At 48.9% G+C, this 18126-nt stretch carries 12 protein-coding genes; 5 read left to right on the top strand and 7 right to left on the bottom strand.

The window, feature by feature from the left end:
• Positions 1-2: 2 nt before the first annotated feature.
• A complete protein-coding gene (locus tag A8709_RS29490) occupies positions 3-455 on the bottom strand; it encodes a bactofilin family protein (protein ID WP_065857983.1) in 453 nt (150 codons plus the stop codon).
• Positions 452-1459 (bottom strand): M23 family metallopeptidase, encoded by a 1008-nt coding sequence (locus tag A8709_RS29485; protein ID WP_244163345.1) that lies wholly within the window; start codon positions 1457-1459, stop codon positions 452-454. Before A8709_RS29485 ends, A8709_RS29490 begins: the two co-directional genes overlap by 4 nt.
• A 191-nt stretch (positions 1460-1650) precedes the next feature.
• On the opposite strand from A8709_RS29485, the gene A8709_RS29480 reads away from it, so the two are divergent.
• Positions 1651-2862 carry a WD40/YVTN/BNR-like repeat-containing protein gene (locus A8709_RS29480; protein ID WP_065857981.1) on the top strand — a complete coding sequence of 404 codons (1212 nt, stop codon included), beginning with the start codon at positions 1651-1653 and terminating at the stop codon, positions 2860-2862.
• Between the two features lie 600 nt (positions 2863-3462).
• Here the strand turns inward: A8709_RS29480 and A8709_RS34795 are convergent.
• From A8709_RS34795 to A8709_RS29460, 5 genes are all read right to left on the bottom strand, one after another.
• On the bottom strand, positions 3463-3618 hold the full coding sequence (locus A8709_RS34795) for a hypothetical protein (protein WP_167357205.1): 156 nt from the start codon (positions 3616-3618) through the stop codon (positions 3463-3465).
• A gap of 41 nt (positions 3619-3659) precedes the next feature.
• Positions 3660-4145: a hypothetical protein gene (locus A8709_RS29475; RefSeq protein WP_065857979.1), complete on the bottom strand. Its 486-nt coding sequence runs from the start codon at positions 4143-4145 to the stop codon at positions 3660-3662.
• A gap of 27 nt (positions 4146-4172) precedes the next feature.
• A complete protein-coding gene (locus A8709_RS29470) occupies positions 4173-5351 on the bottom strand; it encodes an MGDG synthase family glycosyltransferase (RefSeq protein ID WP_065857977.1) in 1179 nt (392 codons plus the stop codon).
• A 104-nt stretch (positions 5352-5455) separates the two neighbouring features.
• Positions 5456-6031 (bottom strand): thymidine kinase, encoded by a 576-nt coding sequence (locus tag A8709_RS29465; protein ID WP_065857975.1) that lies wholly within the window; start codon positions 6029-6031, stop codon positions 5456-5458.
• 113 nt (positions 6032-6144) lie between these two features.
• On the bottom strand, positions 6145-7122 hold the full coding sequence (locus A8709_RS29460; protein WP_084225607.1) for an HD domain-containing protein: 978 nt from the start codon (positions 7120-7122) through the stop codon (positions 6145-6147).
• 376 nt (positions 7123-7498) lie between these two features.
• Here A8709_RS29460 and gltB point away from each other — a divergent pair, with 376 nt between their 5' ends.
• The 4 genes from gltB (at position 7499) to A8709_RS29440 (ending at position 18102) form a co-directional block, all read left to right on the top strand.
• Positions 7499-12091: a glutamate synthase large subunit gene (gene gltB / locus A8709_RS29455; protein WP_065857973.1), complete on the top strand. Its 4593-nt coding sequence runs from the start codon at positions 7499-7501 to the stop codon at positions 12089-12091.
• Between the two features lie 108 nt (positions 12092-12199).
• Positions 12200-13684, top strand: coding sequence for a glutamate synthase subunit beta (locus A8709_RS29450; RefSeq protein ID WP_065857971.1), 1485 nt, complete (start codon positions 12200-12202; stop codon positions 13682-13684).
• A 199-nt stretch (positions 13685-13883) separates the two neighbouring features.
• Complete coding sequence (locus tag A8709_RS29445) at positions 13884-16997, top strand: hybrid sensor histidine kinase/response regulator (RefSeq protein ID WP_341833446.1); 3114 nt, start codon at positions 13884-13886, stop codon at positions 16995-16997.
• A complete protein-coding gene (locus A8709_RS29440) occupies positions 16990-18102 on the top strand; it encodes a response regulator (protein WP_065858735.1) in 1113 nt (370 codons plus the stop codon). Before A8709_RS29445 ends, A8709_RS29440 begins: the two co-directional genes overlap by 8 nt.
• The last annotated feature ends 24 nt before the right edge of the window (positions 18103-18126 follow it).

The following is an 18126-nucleotide window of genomic DNA, read 5'->3' as shown; positions in this document are numbered from 1 at the left end:
CGCTAATTCCCACCCGCAGCGGCCTGCTGCTCGTTCTTCTGCTGTTTGTGCGCTTTCGCGTCGATGACTTTGCCGCCACCGGATTTATCGCTTGCTGTTACAGCAACATTCATGGCGCTGCTCCCTTGGAAAATCCCGCCTTCCTCAATAATGACAGAGCGCACATCGATGTTCCCAATCAAGATACCTGAACTCGTTACGATTAATTTGCCTTTCGTATGTACATTTCCTTTCACTTTACCAGCAACGATAACATCGCGTGCGTGGATGTTGGATTGCACGACAGCGTTTTCACCGATGGTGATATCGCCTGCACACTCAATGTCCCCATTCAGTTGTCCTTCGATGCGAAGGCTGGCCTCGGACATGATTTTGCCCTCCAGAATGGTACTGCCACCGATCAGGGTGTCTGTGGTTTTGGCGTCTATCCGTCTTACCTTTGAGCTTCCGATCATTTGCGTTCATCCTTTCGATCTGTAATGAGATAAGGTTTAGGGTCAATCGGGACACCGCTTTTATGAACCTCATAATGAAGATGGGAGCCCGTACTGCGTCCAGTAGAACCGACGAGGCCGATCTGCTGACCTTTTGTTACTGATTCTCCGCGTTTTACGAGCATTTTATTCAGATGCATATACTCGGTTTCAATCCCACGAGAGTGATCAACGATAATATGATTGCCATGTTCGTCGTCATAGCCCACTTCAATGACTTTGCCTGCTGCTGTTACATACACGGGATCATTGAGTTCACCATCCAGATCGTAACCCGTATGCATGGAAGGTTTGAAAGTAAAAGGGTCTATTCGGATGCCGAACCCGGAGGTGATGCTGTGCGAGGCGATGGGCCAAAGCGTAGGCGTAATGCTGGCTATACGATTAGCTTCTTTAATTTTGGCTTCGGATTCTGTTAAGTGGTCGAGAAGGGCATTAATGTCGTCAACTAATGAAAAAAGCCCTTGCTTCGTATCACTCACGAGCGAGGAGACTTCTTGCGATGTGACGGGAACATCACTGCCTCCGACGTCAAGGTTGGAGCCCTTTAACGGCGCGCTGCTCGACAGTTTTTTGCTTGTCCCGTTTATGTTTTCTGGTTGACTCATGAGTTCGATCACATGATCCAGTTTCTTAATTTCTTCAAGCTTCACCTTGAATTCATCCGCCTGCTGGGCAAGATCAATCAGATCCGACTGCAGCTGTTCAATCTCACTCGTTTTATGTGTAATTTGATCGACTAACTGACGTTCTTGTCCATCGAAAGCTTGCTGCATACTGTTACGAGTTTGATGGGAACGGGTATTCATGAAGTAAATCGTCACAAAAAAGCCCAGCAGTACAAGCGCGATCACACTAGGCACAATATAGAGACTACTGTGCGGAAGCTTGAATCTGACAGTACGGCGATTGGCACCCGGAATGATCATGAAGGTGAGTTCTTTTTTACCCCAAATGAATTTCAACCGATCCTCCTCCCTTTCGTCACAATGTCCCCCTTCTTGTTTACGATTGTATTCCTCAGTGGGATGAGTCATGCCTAATTTTTCGGAAAATGGAGATGATGGTAGGGATTGATGTTCAACTTTTCTCTCGAAGGCAACGTCTATATGAGATAAGAACGATGAACTATATAGGAATGAAAGGAGTGATTTGTATGGTCAAAAGATTACTTTTACTGGTCGCGATATCCGCTATCGCTTTGACAGGATGCAAGTCTTCTGGGCAGACAAGCGGTAATGTGACAGTTACAGAATCAACTCTGCCAACTGCGGTAAGCACGCCGGATGTAACGACTGTCGTGCCGACGACCGTACCAACGGCAACACCTGGTGCGAGTGCCTCAACCCTCCCTACCAAAGGCAGCGATAGTTCATCATCGACCTTGTTAAAAGGAGTGACTGCGTTAAGACTGGCTGATGCGCAAAAGGGCTGGATCGGCGGCAAAGGCTGGATCGCTCATACCGATGACGGTGGAGTGAAATGGAAGGTGCAATACACAGGAACTGGAGAAATCGAGCAGGTATTTGCTTTAAATAGTCAGGATGCTTGGGCTAGCGAGGGGGGAACAAGCAAGCTGTTAGGTACGCATGATGGCGGCGCGCACTGGTCTGCAGTTGGAACGGTTCCGAATCAAGCTTTCCTCCACTTTGTATCTAAGAAGGAAGCCTATAGCGGCAATGCCAAAACGGTGGATGGCGGGGTCAAATGGGTGAAACTGCAGGTTCCTGCAGGGATCCAAGGAGATGCATACTTCCATGACAGCAAGAATGGCTGGGCGGTCCGAGGGACGAAGGGTAAGGTTGAAGTTCTGAGAACGCAGGATGGCGGGCAAAATTGGAAAACCGTCATGTCGCGTTCATCGGTTGCGACCTTAACGGGCACTGTTATTCGTTCCGCAGGGGTGGATGATGCGTGGATTGAGCTGATAGGTGAATCAGGGATGAGCCAAACATCATATTCGCTGTTCCATACGAAAGACGGAGGCAAGAACTGGCAGACCGTGCTGGTGAACAGCACGGCAGGTGCAGGCCCTGCACCTGGTTTCCCGATGGGGGAAACATCAGGTGCGAAGAATACGGGCTCGAAGCCCGGCCCTCTCTACGTCGTGAACACCGACGTAGCCTTCATGGGCGGCAGCTGCCCGGCGTGCGACAAGCCTAACTCCGTCGGCTGGACGAAGGACGGCGGCAAGACCTGGGTGAACGGTACGGAGACGTTCACCGGTTATGGCGAGCTGCTGCTTGGCATGGCAGACGCGAATAGCGGCTGGCTTATCACGAATGATAATGCGCAGCCGAGCGTCATGTACACCACCAATAGTGGTGGTGTGAAATGGAACAAGGTGCATACCTTTGATGCACCATAAACATAAGGCCACCGCGGATGTTCATCGCGGTGGTCATTTTTTATTTTCTGGCTATGCATAAAGCCTAGCAGTTCTCAAGGTTATCTTCGTGCAACGTCAGTTACCGCTAGATAATCACTCACCCTTCACGCTGAATCTGCTTTAGTGCTCCCACTCCATCATTTAGTCCGAAAACATATTGGACTAAAGCAGATAACGCTGGAAAACAGCGCACTGTAAGCGGGAGCATGACTTGATTAGTAGCGAACCCAATCGATCGAACTAACTGGAAAACATACAGCTAAATCTGACCCCATGCATCGTTTTATCCAAATAACTGGAAAACATGTAGCTAATTTAGCTCGTTTTTGCTATTTGAGCGAAATGAGGAGGAAATAACTACAGGTAATCCATCTAATCCAAGTTTTGAGGCCACTTTGGCCAAATTAGATGGTGGTTTTCCAGTTAATTTTGTTTTCGAAGCCCCTCGCCAGCAGCGCTCCTGATGCATCCCCGAGATCCCCAACATCTTAATCACCACTTGTCATTGTTCCCGGAGTTCCCAGCAGCAGTCCTCCATATCATCCTCGCAACCTCCATCATCATCTGCCCACCGTATCGTTATCCAAGCCCCTCGTCAGCAGTATTACTCCTTATTGTCCCCGAGCCCTCCGCCGCCAGCGCCCCTAATCTCCCACGAGTCCCCTCAGAAGCTTTTCCACTACCGCGCGCAGCTCTCAGCGCGCGGTGTGGCGTCGCATGACAATAGTCAACCATACGTCGCCTCCGTATCCTTTCTCGGCATCCCCAAAACCCACTCACTTAGGCGTATCACTCCCATTGCCGCCGTTCCCATTCGTATTTTTGCCGTTAAAGAACGTTGTGGTCAGATCCCGCAGCTTCTCCATGAATTTTCCATACCCGTACCCGGTTAGAAAGGCTATGCTGATGCGCGCTGACATGGAATCGCCGACCTGCAGCAGCATAATTCCACTCTCGAAGAGGATGATCGTGATAATCGCAGAGCCGAAGCAGAGGATAGGTCGCATAAGGTACCAGTAGATCCACTGCGTGGTAAGCTCCTGGTAATGCTCATGAAACATGCGCAGTCCGTACAAAGTGCCACCCAACGCACCCGCAAAACCAAAGCTGGTATACTCGTGGTATAGGGCGAAATCGACACCTAGCAATTTGCCCTGAAAGTTACTGCTGCCTAAGACCGCCATCATCCATAGGCTGCCAACGAACCAGATGAGTAAATAGACGAAAATAGCCTGCTTGCCCAATCGATGAATGGGATTCATAGAAAAACACCGCCCTTACAATGGATACTACCATTGTATGAGCGGTGTTTTTGATGATGCCTGATTATAGGAGGGGTTATCCATCTGCTCCAGATGCTGCATTATCGCTTTTGTGCAGTTCTGTGCATCGTCGCTGTGAAACTCACGGATATTCGTTCTGCGCTTGGCAAGCTCCGGATATTGCTCGAGCAGCAGCTTAAACCAGTGATCAATCATCTCCAAGGAGGTGATCCGTTGGCCGAAGCCATTTTCCTGAAAATAGGAGCAGTTTTTCTCTTCCTGACCAGGGATGGGGCTGTAGAACAGCATCGGTATGCCCTTAGCCATCGCCTCCGTGCATGTCATTCCGCCTGGCTTTGTAACGAGTATATCCGAGATATCCATGAGTTTGCTTATCTCCGTAGTGTAGCCAATGAGATGGACATTCGGCTGGCGGAATGCATCTTCCTCGAGCAGCTGACGGCGTGCTTTCTCGTTCGTGCCGAGGCAGATGAGCAGTTGAATATCTTGACTCCAACTGGCCAAATACGTTAGTAATTGTTCTTTCTCTTCCTTCTTGAAAACACCCCAACCGCCGCCCATCACCATGACCGTTGGCATAGCCTTCAGTCCGAACTCAGCGAAAATCTGCTCCTTGCTGTGCGCTTTGCGAAAATTAGGGTGAACAGGAATGCCGGTCACTTCGACTTGTTTTTCGGACACGCCACAGTCAATTAGGCGCTCCCGCACAAGAGGCGTAGATACCAAGTATTTGTCAACCGCCGAATCCATCCAAGTCCCATGAACATCGTAATCCGTGATGACGGTGAACAGTGGAACATCGAGCCCAGCGCGTTTCAGTCTAGAAACAATAATGCTTGGGAAGGGATGCGTACAGACGATGATATCCGGCTTTAATTGCTTGATGATCGCTTTCGTCTGCGAGTAAAAGATGCGGTGCAGAACCAGACTCGCCACGCGGCTCGGCCTTTTATCATACTGATTTCGGTAAAGCATACCATAGAGTCTAGGTTGTGAAGTCACCGTGCGGCGGTATGCCGAGAAGACCCAAGGTGCTAAGGTAGGATGCAAAAAAGCACCAAGCTCGATCACGCGGGTAATAATGTCTGACGAGGATTGCCGTAGCCCGACAGACAACGCATGAGCCGCTTGTGTATGACCTTTCCCGAAGCCCTCAGATAATAGCAAAATCCGTTTTTTGCGCAAGGAACTCACCTTTCTTTTTATAGACCAGATCGTTTGTCTAATTCAGTAAAATAAAGCTTGTCCATGTTACATGTAAGGTTGTATATCCTTAGGACCAGATATCCTTAGTTTTGTGCCTTTTTCTTATTGGCCGCATAGCATTTACGACATACAGGAACGTAGCTTTCATTCCCGCCAATTTGAATTTGTTCCCCATGGAAGATCGGGATGCCATCTTTGCAGCGCATATTCATAATGGCTTTCTTGTTGCAATACCAGCACACGGTTTTGATTTCTTCAATCGTATCGGCTACCGCCAATAGAGCGTTGCTGCCCTCGAATAGTTGTCCCATGAAATCAGCACGAAGTCCGTAAGCGATAACCGGAATATCAAGTTCATCGACGACTTCAATTAATTGTGCGACCTGAACGGTACTTAGAAATTGCGCCTCATCCACAAGAATGCAATTCGGACGCTCTGTACTCGCCAGCGCAACCATATCCAAATGCTCGTCGACAACAGTTGCTCCCTTTTGCATACCGATACGAGACGCGACCTGACCAACGCCGAACCGATCGTCGACCACGGGTGTCAGCAAAAGTACCTTTTTGCCCTGCTCCTCATAATTATGAGCAACACGTAAAACTTCAATGGATTTACCACTGTTCATCGTACCATAACGAAAATACAATTTAGCCAAAGCGGGGCCAGTCCCTTCTGAGGAGATAAGATAAATGCGCCCTAAGGACGGACGTTGTAACCACTACATCGCGCTCTGCGATGTTGGTTATCAACCGGGAATAACAAGTAAGATTAAATGGTGAAAAAATAAGTAGCGGCCATGCTATCCAGCTCAGCCAGCTTGACGGCAACTTGAAAGCTAGCCTCGGAGGCGAGCTTGTCACCGATTAATGGTTGTTTTTTGTACACTTTACCAATTTTAACCTCAATACTGCCCGGAACCGGCTCCTGTGTCACTTGAATACGATGAGGTTCATACATGAGCACATGGATGGTTTCCCTCGCAACATCATTATTGCTTTGCAGCAGTTCTTGAATCAGCTCGTGATCCATTAGCGTTGGAATTCGATCTCTCATACCTGGATTAGACTCACAATGATGGGCCGCAGCTTTCGCCAACAGGGCATCCATCGCAAGAAATTGCGGGTTAAGAAACATGCGGTGATCTTCCACGATCGCATCAACAAGCGCTATAGCAGAAGCCTCATCTGCGGTTATGTAGGGTCCCTGCATGCTTAGCCCTTTGATAAGTTCAGAGGGGGGCATAGTCTGTTTGCCAGCGTAGTAAGTATCCCGCAGAAAGCTGTCCAAATGATCGAATCCGAGAATCGTAGTCGGGTTCGTTAGCGGTGTTTCTTGTTTCAATAGTTCCACGATGGCACGTGGTGAAATGCCATGCTTAATCAAGATGTCGGCGATGATGCCTTGCCCGATTAATTGCTCGGTATGACGATGATGATTGTACCCCAGTGTACGTTCAACCGCATGGGAGAAGGGCAGATGTCCGATATCATGAAGAATCGCCGCGATGCGCAGAAGAGGTTCTTCTGGACAAAAGTGAGCCATGAGTGACCAAACGCCTACCGTATGTTCGAATCGTGAATGTGTAAGTGGTGAAAACAGCGCAGAAGCTCCGAAATGATGTAAAAATTTCAGGCGTCTGACCGGTCTTGAGCGGAACAGCTCAATTTCTACCGGATGGGCTTCTAGCTGCCATTGGTAAAGAGGCTCCCTAATCATGCCGGCCCCAAAAGTATGCTGTATACTCAAACAGAGCTCCTCCTAAGATGTGGAATCTGGATGTATGTTCTTGCAGCGGTATTAGCTATCATAGCATGAAACGTAGAAAGTTTGCTATTACATGCAAAGCCAGTTGCATTTATATAGGAAATGAGACAAATACACACGTATGTACCGTATGATTTTACCCCGAATTCTATTAAAATGAAAACCTTTTCATTTTAAATATTTTTAAATTGAACAATAGGAAATCAAGTGTTAATATAATATAAAAAATATTGAGAATATTTCCTCTACTTCTTGCGGATGTAGTCGAAATATGGTGTTGCATTTCGTCAGTTTTTAGCACTTTAAAGCATGCGTCTAACAAAGCCCAGCGAAAACGAGGGAAGAAAGGTTGCACAACATGACTATTAAAGGATTACCTCCCAAACAGGGATTGTACGATCCGAGGAATGAGCATGATGCCTGTGGGATAGGCTTTGTTGCCAACATCAAGGGTGTCAAATCGCATGCCATCGTCAAGCAAGCACTTCGTGTACTTTGTAATTTGGATCATCGTGGCGGGCAAGGCTGTGAGCAGAATACGGGAGATGGCGCAGGCATTCTTATGCAAATTCCGGACACGTATTTCCAATCTGCTTGTGAAAAAGAGAACATTAAGCTTCCAGTTTCAGGAAGCTATGGCGTAGGCATGGTGTATCTGCCACAGGAGTTAGAGGCTCGTCAAGCTTGTGAAAGTACAATTGAGCGAATAGTTAGACAAGAAGGGCAACATTTCCTTGGATGGAGAACCGTTCCGACAGACAACAGTTCTTTAGGAGATTCGGCGAAATCCGCTGAACCTTATGTTCGTCAGGTATTTATTGGTCAAAGTGCAGATGTCGCAACCAACCTAGATTTCGAGCGCAAATTATACATGATTCGCAAGCTGTCTGAAAACGCTATCAAAAGTACTCATGCCGAATCGCAATTTTACTATTCTAGCTTGTCTAGCAGAACCATTGTTTATAAAGGGATGTTAACACCAGAGCAAGTGGATGCGTATTACGTAGAACTGCAAGACGAGAAAGTCGACTCTGCCCTAGCGCTGGTTCACTCTCGTTTCAGCACGAATACGTTCCCAAGCTGGGAACGCGCGCATCCGTATCGTTATTTGATCCACAACGGTGAAATCAATACGCTTCGCGGTAATGTCAACTGGATGCACGCGCGACAAGCGATGTGTGATTCCGATTTATTTGGTGAAGATTTCACACGCATTCTTCCTGTTATTGATACCGACGGTTCCGATTCCCAAATGTTCGATAACACACTGGAGTTCCTGATGCTCTCAGGTCGCTCCTTACCGCATGCCGCCATGATGATGGTGCCAGAGCCTTGGTCCAAACATGAAGGTATGGATGATGAGAAAAAAGCGTTCTACGAGTATCACAGCACCCTGATGGAACCGTGGGATGGCCCTGCGGCTATTGCCTTCACAGATGGCAGTCAAATCGGAGCGATTCTCGATCGTAACGGACTGCGCCCTTCGCGGTATTATGTCACGACGGATGATTTGATCGTACTTGCATCTGAAGTTGGCGTGCTGGATATCGAGCCTGAGCGCATTTTGTACAAAGACCGTCTGAGACCAGGTCGCATGTTGCTTGTAGATACCGTAGAGGGCCGCATCGTGACCGATGAGGAAATCAAGAGCGGCATCGCTAGCGAGCAGCCGTATCGCGATTGGTTGAATGAGCATCTCGTTTCCTTAGAGGATTTGGAAGATGCTCCAATCGTACTTGGTTCTGATCATGACACGATTCTTCAGCGTCAGCAAGCATTCGGATACACATTTGAACAATTGCGTAAGACCCTTGAGCCGATGGGCAAAACAGGTGTGGATCCGATCGGTTCCATGGGTACGGATGCTCCGTTAGCGGTGCTTTCTGACCGTCCGCAATTGCTCTATAACTATTTCAAACAATTATTCGCACAAGTGACGAACCCGCCGATTGATGCGAACTTTGAAGAAATCATTACGGCGCAGGGCACGACGATTGGACCTGAGCGCAATCTGATCAAACCAGAACCCGAAAGCTGTCGTCAGATTCGGTTGAAATCGCCCTTCCTCTCTAATGAAGAGTTAGCGAAGCTGCGTCATATTCAGCGTGATGGCTTCAAAACCGTTACATTGCCGACGCTTTTCGAAGCGGCAACAGGCACAGCTGGGCTAGAGCTTGCGATGCAAGATTTGTACTCAGCTGCGGATCAAGCAATCCTCGATGGCGCTACGCTAATCATTCTCTCGGACCGTGGTGTGGACAGCTTGCACGCACCGATTCCGGCGCTGCTTGCCACATCAGGCTTACATCACCACTTGATTCGTCAAGGTACACGGACGAAGATCAGCTTGCTCGTGGAGTCTGGTGAACCGCGTGAGGTGCATCATTTTGCCTTGCTGCTTGGTTACGGCGCAGGCGCAATCAACCCGTATCTGGCGCTAGAGACGTTAGATGATATGATTCAGCGCAAGCAGCTTGTTGGCGTTGATCATGAGAAGGCAACCTATAACTACATCAAAGCGGTAACGAAGGGTGTAGTTAAAGTGTTAGCGAAAATGGGGATTTCAACCATTCAAAGCTATCGCGGGGCGCAGATTTTCGAAGCGATTGGTCTCAGCCAAGAGCTGATTGACAGCTACTTCACTTGGACGTACACGCCAGTTGGCGGTATCGGTATCGATGTGGTTGCGAAGGAAACACTCATTCGCCACAACCGTGCTTTCTCCGAGCAAGCAGGGCGTGATCGCGTGCTTGATACGGGCGGCGACTTGCAGTGGCGCCGAGATGGGGAAGATCACATCTATACCCCTGAGACCGTGCATGCTCTGCAATCCGCTGTTCGCAGTAACAACTACGCACAGTACAAGAACTTCTCCAAGCTCGTCAAACGGGAAGACGAGAAATATATGGCTCTACGCGGCCTGCTGAGCTTCAAAGCAGGACGCACACCGATTCCGATCGAAGAGGTGGAACCGATCGAATCGATCTTTAAGCGCTTCAAGACGGGAGCCATGTCCTACGGCTCCATCTCCAAAGAAGCGCACGAAACGATCGCGATCGCGATGAACCGCATCGGCGGCAAGAGCAATACCGGCGAAGGCGGCGAGCATCCGGAGCGCTTCACGCCGGATGCGAACGGCGATCTTCGCCGCAGTGCCATTAAGCAGGTGGCGTCCGGCCGCTTCGGCGTCACGAGCCATTATCTCGTCAACGCTGATGAGATTCAGATCAAGATGGCGCAGGGCGCGAAGCCCGGCGAGGGCGGTCAGCTCCCGGGGACCAAGGTGTACCCTTGGGTCGCCGAGGTTCGCGGTGTTACGCCAGGCGTAGGCTTGATTTCACCGCCGCCGCATCATGATATTTATTCGATCGAGGATCTCGCAGAGCTGATCCACGATCTCAAGAATGCCAACCCACGGGCACGGATCAGCGTCAAGCTGGTATCCGAGGTCGGTGTTGGCACCATCGCTGCCGGCGTAGCCAAAGGGAAAGCGGACGTGGTCCTCATCTCCGGCTACGACGGAGGCACAGGCGCGTCACCGCAGACGAGTATTCGTCACGCGGGACTGCCGTGGGAGCTCGGTCTGGCGGAAACGCACCAGACACTCGTGCTGAACAACCTGCGCAGCCGGATCGTCGTCGAGACGGACGGCAAGCTGATGACAGGGCGCGACGTTGTCGTAGCTGCCTTGCTCGGTGCAGAGGAGTTCGGCTTCGCGACAACTCCACTTATCACAATCGGCTGCGTGATGATGCGCGTCTGCCATTTGGATACATGTCCGGTTGGCGTTGCCACGCAGAATCCGGAGCTTCGCAAGAAATTTGCTGGGGATCCGCAGCATGTCGTGAACTTCATGACCTTCATCGCCAATGATGTGCGTGAGATGATGGCAGAGCTGGGCTTCCGTACCATCGAAGAGATGGTTGGGCGCACGGATATTCTCGAGTCCAAGCAAGCTGTCGAGCATTGGAAAGCGAAGGGCGTTGATCTATCGCCGCTACTGCACCAACCAGACATGGGCGAAGAAGTCGGTCGCTTCTGCCAAATGGAGCAGGATCACGGCTTGGATCGCTCCCTCGATGTGACGAAGCTGCTCGCGATCTGTGAACCCGCGATCGAGCGCAAAGAACACGTTCACGCGATTCTGCCGATTACGAACGTCAATCGTGTTGTCGGCACGATCGTGGGAAGTGAAGTTACACGCCGACATGGCGTAGAGGGTTTGCCACACGATACGATTCGTCTTCATTTTGAAGGCTCAGCGGGTCAAAGCTTTGGCGCTTTCGTACCGAAAGGGATCACACTCTCTCTCGAAGGAGATGCCAATGACTACGTCGGGAAAGGATTATCGGGCGGCAAGCTGTCCATTTTCCCATCGAGTAAGTCCACGTTTGTACCTCAAGAAAATGTCATTATCGGTAACACAGCTTTATATGGCGCAACGGACGGCGATGTTTATATCCGTGGTATCGCAGGCGAGCGCTTCTGCGTAAGAAACAGCGGTGTGCGTGCTGTCGTTGAAGGTGTTGGCGATCATGGTTGTGAATATATGACAGGCGGTCGCGTTGTTGTTCTCGGTTCAACAGGACGCAATTTTGCCGCAGGGATGTCAGGCGGTATCGCTTACGTATTGGATGAGAAAGGCGACTTCTCAAATAAAGTGAATAAAGAGATGGTTTACCTCGAGCAGCTGGAAGAAACGTATGAGATGAACGAGTTGAAAACGATGATCCAGCATCATGCTACATTTACGGATAGCAGTGTTGCCCACCACGTTATTCAGCACTGGGATGAGTACGTTTGGAAGTTCGTGAAAGTGATACCGAAGGACTACAAACGGATGTTTGATGCCATCGAGAAGGTGAAACGCTCCGGTCTAAGCCAACAAGAAGCGGTCATGGTTGCTTTCGAGGCGAATATGAGGGATGTTTCCCGCGTCGGTGGAAACTAACGAAATCAGTGTACGACTAACGAAACGCGATAATGCGAGAGAGCAGACCGCGGTGATGCAAGAGTGCCAGCTATGCTGGCTAACATGCTCAGGAGGGATTAAACGTAAATGGGGAAACCAACCGGATTTATAGAACACGCTCGTGAAGTGGCATCCGAAGCTTCTCCTCTGGTCCGAATCGGCCATTGGAAAGAGTTTGCGACACCGCTGACAGAAGATAAATTGCAGACACAAGGCTCCCGTTGCATGGATTGCGGGATTCCTTTCTGCCACACAGGGGCACTGATCAGCGGCATGGCCGCTGGTTGCCCGGTGAATAATCTCATTCCAGAATGGAATGATCTGGTGTATCGCGGACAATGGCGCGAAGCGCTGGATCGTCTGCATAAGACGAATAACTTCCCAGAATTTACGGGTCGTGTCTGTCCTGCTCCTTGTGAAGGATCTTGTACAGTAGGCTTGAAAGATACACCGGTTACGATCAAAAGCATTGAAAAAGCGATCATCGATAAAGGCTTCGCTGAAGGCTGGATCACGCCAGAGCCGCCAGAAACACGCACGGGGAAAAAGGTAGCTGTTGTCGGATCAGGTCCATCCGGACTTGCGGCTGCGGCACAGCTGAATAAAGCTGGACATTGGGTGACTGTTTTTGAGCGCGCTGACCGCGTAGGCGGCTTGTTGATGTACGGCATTCCGAACATGAAGCTGGATAAAAAGTATGTGGAGCGTCGTGTTGAGCTGCTTGAAGCGGAAGGCGTAGCCTTCATCACAGGCGCACACGTCGGTGTGAACTATCCGATCGAGAAGCTGCAAGAGGAATTCGATGCGATCGTTCTCTGCGGCGGCGCAACGAAAGGCCGTGATCTTCCGATCGAGGGACGCGAGCTCGGCGGTGTTCATCTGGCGATGGAATTCCTGAGCAAAAACACGAAGAGCTTGCTCGATTCCGAGCACGCGGACGGCCAGTACATCTCTGCCGAAGGCAAAGACGTAATCGTCATCGGCGGTGGTGATACAGGAACGGACTGTGTGGGTACGTCCATTCGTCATAAATGCAAGAGTGTGACGCAGTTCGAAATCATGCCGAAGTCGCCTGAAACGCGCCCAGCGAACAACCCTTGGCCAGAATGGCCGAAGGTGCTGAAAGTGGACTACGGTCAACAAGAGGCCGCTGCGCTTCAAGGTGAAGATCCACGGACGTACTTGATCAACACGAAGAAATTCGTTGGTGATGAGAACGGCAACCTGAAAGAGCTGCACACGGTGCTAATCGAGTGGCAGAAGAACGAGAAGGGTGCATTCGTACCGGTGGAAGTACCGGGCAGTGAGAAAGTGTACCCAGCTCAGCTCGTGCTGATCGCGATGGGCTTCACTGGTCCTGAGAACACCGTACTGGATCAACTTGGCGTTGCCAAAGATGAGCGTTCCAACGCGAAAGCGGACTACGGGAAGTTTGCAACGAATGTAGAAGGTGTTTTTGCTGCTGGCGATATGCGTCGTGGGCAAAGTCTTGTCGTGTGGGCGATCAATGAAGGACGCGCAGTGGCGCGTGAAGTGGACCGGTTCTTGATGGGCTCATCGAATTTACCCTAAGATGATGTTTGAGAGACTGTTTGCAGGTAGATCTTCTACTTGCAGACAGTTTTTTTGTGATTAAGCGAATTATTTGCGCGTGAAGCGGATTTCCTTTCATTTTATCCAAGGTTAGGGGAAAGAGAGGCTTGTGAGTTTTTTGTGAGTGTGAAATGATAGGATCAAATGTAATGGAACAACGGAGAAAGGGAGAATATCGGTGAGGGGTTTTCGCAAAATTATAGGCATCGGCTTGGTATTCTCGCTGTCTATTTTATTATTCATGGGCATCTATGCACAAATGGTTCCTCATCAAAATATGGAAACGGCGAAGCGGGGAGTCCTGGATTTAACGAACTATGATTTCCACAAGCTTGGTGTGGTTACATTGAATGGAGACTGGGAGTTCTATGAAGGGAAACTGCTGGAACCGGCAGATTTTCAAAAGGGGCTGTTAACAGATGTTGCCTACTTAAACGTACCCGAGAGGTGGAATGGGAAGACGAAGGAAGGCGGCATGAGCAGGAAAGGATACGGCACGTATCGGTTAATAGTCAGTGTAAAAGATGCTGATGAGATCTATGGTCTGAAACTGCGCAGCATTCGGATGTCTCATCGACTCTATATCGACGGTAAGTTGGCGGGGGAGAGCGGTCTTCCAGCAACGAGCAAGGAAGCCAATCTACCCGGCAATACACCTTACAGCACCTTCTTTCATGCGAATATAAAGGATATTGAAATTATTTTGCAAGTTTCCAACTATGAATATCTGACGGGCGGAATTGTCAACGCGATCCAGTTTGGTTTGCACGCGGATATTAGCAAACTGAATAGCTTATTGATCGGCAGTGATCTGGCGATTATTATGATGCTCGTCATGTTCGGCGCTTACCATCTTAGCCTATATATACTGCGCAGCCGAGATAAGACGTATTTACTTAGTGGGTTGTATCTCCTTAGCACGGCCGGTGTCTATGCGTTGTATGGCGAGAAACTCTTTCAGCGACTGCTGCCTGAGATGCCATTTGAAATTGTGTATAAAATGCTAGATGTCTTTGAATTTCTGAGTTCGATGTTAATCATTTTATTCTTCTGTTCCATCCATCATCAGCTGATTTCGCGGAAAAAAATGAAGTTGCTCATTGCTCCCATTATTCTAATCTTAGCGGCGATCATTGTTTTACCGTACTCCCTTTATAACGAAATGAGAGACATTTTCTTTCTTTACATCGGTTTTGTACCCATCGCGATTCTGTTTAGAATGATCTATCTCTTCTTCCGAAGTGAAAAAGGGACCTATGAGAGGAAAGAGCTTGGCTTGTTCATTGTAGCCATCATAGCCTTGCTGGCTTCCTTAATCGATGGAGTTTTATATTCAGAAAGTACGATATCCTCGGATATTTGGCATAAAGTCGGAATCATTGGCTTCATTACGTTGATGAACCTCTTGCTAGCGGTACGGTTAACGAATGCCTACGAAAAAACGGAACTTTTGACACATAGGCTCACCGTCTCCAATCAGTTAAAGGACGAGTTTCTGATGCATACCTCGCATGAGATTAAGACGCCGCTGCACGGGATCATGAACATTACATCCTCCTTGTTGGACGACGATGAGCATAATTTGTCCGCTAGACAGAAGCAAAATCTTTGGTTAGTCAAAGATACATCCGTGAAACTATCCATGCTGATGCAGGATTTAATTGATGTCACACGTCTGAAACACGGTGAACTGCGCTTGCTTATGACCGTTGTGGATGTGAGAGCGGTGACGCAAATCGTCTTTGACGTCCTGCAGTTCGAGCTTGCAGGAAAAACAGTGCAACTGGATAACCAAGTTCCAACCGATATGTGGGTACAAGCGGATGAGAACCGCTTACGTCAAATTATGTACAATTTAGTACATAATGCCATGAAGCACACGGAAAAAGGTGTTATCCGCGTAAGCGCAAGCGCTGTGGATGATTACATCCATATTACGGTGGAGGATACGGGTACGGGTATACCGCTCGACAAATATCCTAAGGTATTCGTGTATTTTGAGCAGCAGGAACATGTGCTGCCGGAGGATGGCTACACAGGGATGGGCGTTGGTTTGTATATAAGTCGCAAGCTCGTAGAGCGGATGGGCGGCGACATTCGAATCGACTGGTCCGAGGTTGGACAGGGCACACGTATGATGTTTAAGCTGCCGACAGCCTTAGATTACATACCTGTTAATCAAGAGCGGTCGATCGCTGATTTCTATCAGCAAAGAGATGTGAATGACACGGATTCCTTGGATATTATGGAGGCACATGCACATACCATTCTCATCGTAGATGATGAAGCGTCCAACATCTACACCCTGCTTAATATTTTGAAAAGACAAAGATACAATGTGATCGCTGCCTTCTCCGCCAAAGAAGCGCTGGTCAAAATGAGCGAACATCCGCAAATTGATTTGGTGATCTTAGATGTGATGATGCCGGGTATATCTGGTATCGAGCTCTGTCGTTTGCTGCGCGCGCAGCATTCCATTCTCGATTTGCCGATTTTATTCGCGACGGTTAAGGATACTTCACAAGATATTGCGCTCGGATTCAGCGCGGGAGCTAATGATTATGTCACGAAGCCATTCGAGGCCGAGACACTTGTAGCTAGAATTCAAACGTTAATTGCGATGAAAACGTCCATCCAAGAAGCGATTCGTAACGAGCTTGCCTTCCATCAGGCGCAGATTAAGCCGCATTTTCTGTATAATGCGCTGAGCAGTGTCATTTCATTTTGCTATACGGATGGAGAGAAGGCCGCTTATTTATTATCGAAGCTAAGTCAATTTTTGCGATATATTCTGGATATGGACCGCAATGATTTGTTCGTCAGTCTTCACCGAGAGCTGGAGTTGATTGATGCCTATGTCGAGATTGAGAAGGCGCGTTACGGAGAACGGTTTGAGTTTATTTGTTATGTGGATGAAAGCTTGAAGCATCTTTCAATCCCATCGCTCAGCATCCAGCCTTTTGTAGAGAATGCGATTCGACATGGTCTGTTCGAGAAGGACGGATATGGAACCGTGACGTTGACGATTCAAGAAGGAGATCGCTATTTGCTAGTGACTGTGCAGGATAACGGCATTGGGATTCCAGATGATCTCCTCTATCAAATGGCAAGCGGCGAGCGGGGAAGCGGTGGCATTGCGATTATGAATATCCGTAAACGGCTGGATAACCTGCCGGGAGCTTCATTGACGATTAGTTCAGAAATGGGGCGAGGTACTAAAGTTACGATGTATTTACCTTTGAATGGCAGAGATCAGGATACCATCGATGAAAGGTGGGAAGAACTTGTTTAACGTTGTTATTGTTGAAGACGAGAAACCCATTCTCGAATTAATGAAAGTACTGATTGGGCGTAATCCGCATTATACGATTATTGGAGCTTTCAGCAGTCCCCATGAGGCACTAGCAGCTATGGCTGATCTCAAACCAGATCTTGCTTTTCTTGATGTGGAGATGCCGAAAATGAACGGGCTTGAGCTCGCTCAAAGAATGAATGAGCTCTCCGATCTCACCAAGATTATTTTCACGACCGCCTATAAAGAATATGCGTTGGATGCCTTTAAGGTCTATGCGTTCGACTATATCTTAAAGCCGGTCACCCCCGCTGCCATTGAACGCGTAACGAGCCGATTGATGAAGCAGCGTCCGGCTGCTGCGACAACTGAACCGAAGGCACGGCAGTCTGCGATTCGGTGTTTTGGGAGTCTGGAAATTCGCAACCCGGAGGGGGCGCTTGTCCGTTGGCCGACGAAGAAGACGGAGGAGCTGTTCGCGTATTTCCTTTGCTACCCAGGCCAGGATATTAATAAATGGCATCTGGCTGATATGTTATGGCCGGACATGCTGGAAGATCGGGCTACGCATAATTTGCATAACACCATTTACCGCCTCAAAAAGTTATTGAAGGAGCAAGAAATCGGTGTAGATATTCTGAAAACGAATGACGGGTATCTGATCGATATGCTCGGAACGTCGTACGATCTGTTGGAGTTTCAGATGAGTGATCGGGTGATCTCAGAAGGTATACAAGACATCGCTCGTGCGGAAAAGTTGTTCGGGCTCTACCGCGGCCCCTTGTTAGACCGAAAGGACTATCTCTGGAAAACACAATTGGAGGAAAGCTACAGCAAGCAATACACGTTGCTTGCACGCCAATTGATTGAACGAGATATGCGAGAGGAAGCATGGAATCAAGCTGAGCGTAAGGCGGATACTTATCTGGCTATCTACCCACTTCAAGAGGACATGCAGCAATTGGTCATAGACATGTATGCGAAGAGCGGGAAAAAGGAACGAATCGCTAAGTATTATGCGAGTTTCAAAGCGTTATATCGCAGAGAGCTAGGGCTGGAGCCTCCTGCGGAAATGACGGCCAGTGTAGCAGCTTATTTAGAATAGATGTGAGAAAAGACGGAGGGCGTT

Origin of the sequence: Paenibacillus pectinilyticus, assembly GCF_001700435.1 — a bacterium.
GTDB classification, from domain to species: domain Bacteria; phylum Bacillota; class Bacilli; order Paenibacillales; family NBRC-103111; genus Paenibacillus_E; species Paenibacillus_E pectinilyticus.
Note: the sequence above shows the minus strand (reverse complement) of the source record. Positions and strands in the feature narration are given on the sequence as shown.

Coding starts and splice junctions, on each gene's coding strand:
- A8709_RS29490 (WP_065857983.1), bottom strand. CDS start 455: ATGATCGGAAGCTCAAAGGTAAGACGGATAGACGCCAAAACCACAGAC.
- A8709_RS29480 (WP_065857981.1), top strand. CDS start 1,651: ATGGTCAAAAGATTACTTTTACTGGTCGCGATATCCGCTATCGCTTTG.
- A8709_RS34795 (WP_167357205.1), bottom strand. CDS start 3,618: ATGGTTGACTATTGTCATGCGACGCCACACCGCGCGCTGAGAGCTGCG.
- A8709_RS29475 (WP_065857979.1), bottom strand. CDS start 4,145: ATGAATCCCATTCATCGATTGGGCAAGCAGGCTATTTTCGTCTATTTA.
- gltB (WP_065857973.1), top strand. CDS start 7,499: ATGACTATTAAAGGATTACCTCCCAAACAGGGATTGTACGATCCGAGG.
- A8709_RS29450 (WP_065857971.1), top strand. CDS start 12,200: ATGGGGAAACCAACCGGATTTATAGAACACGCTCGTGAAGTGGCATCC.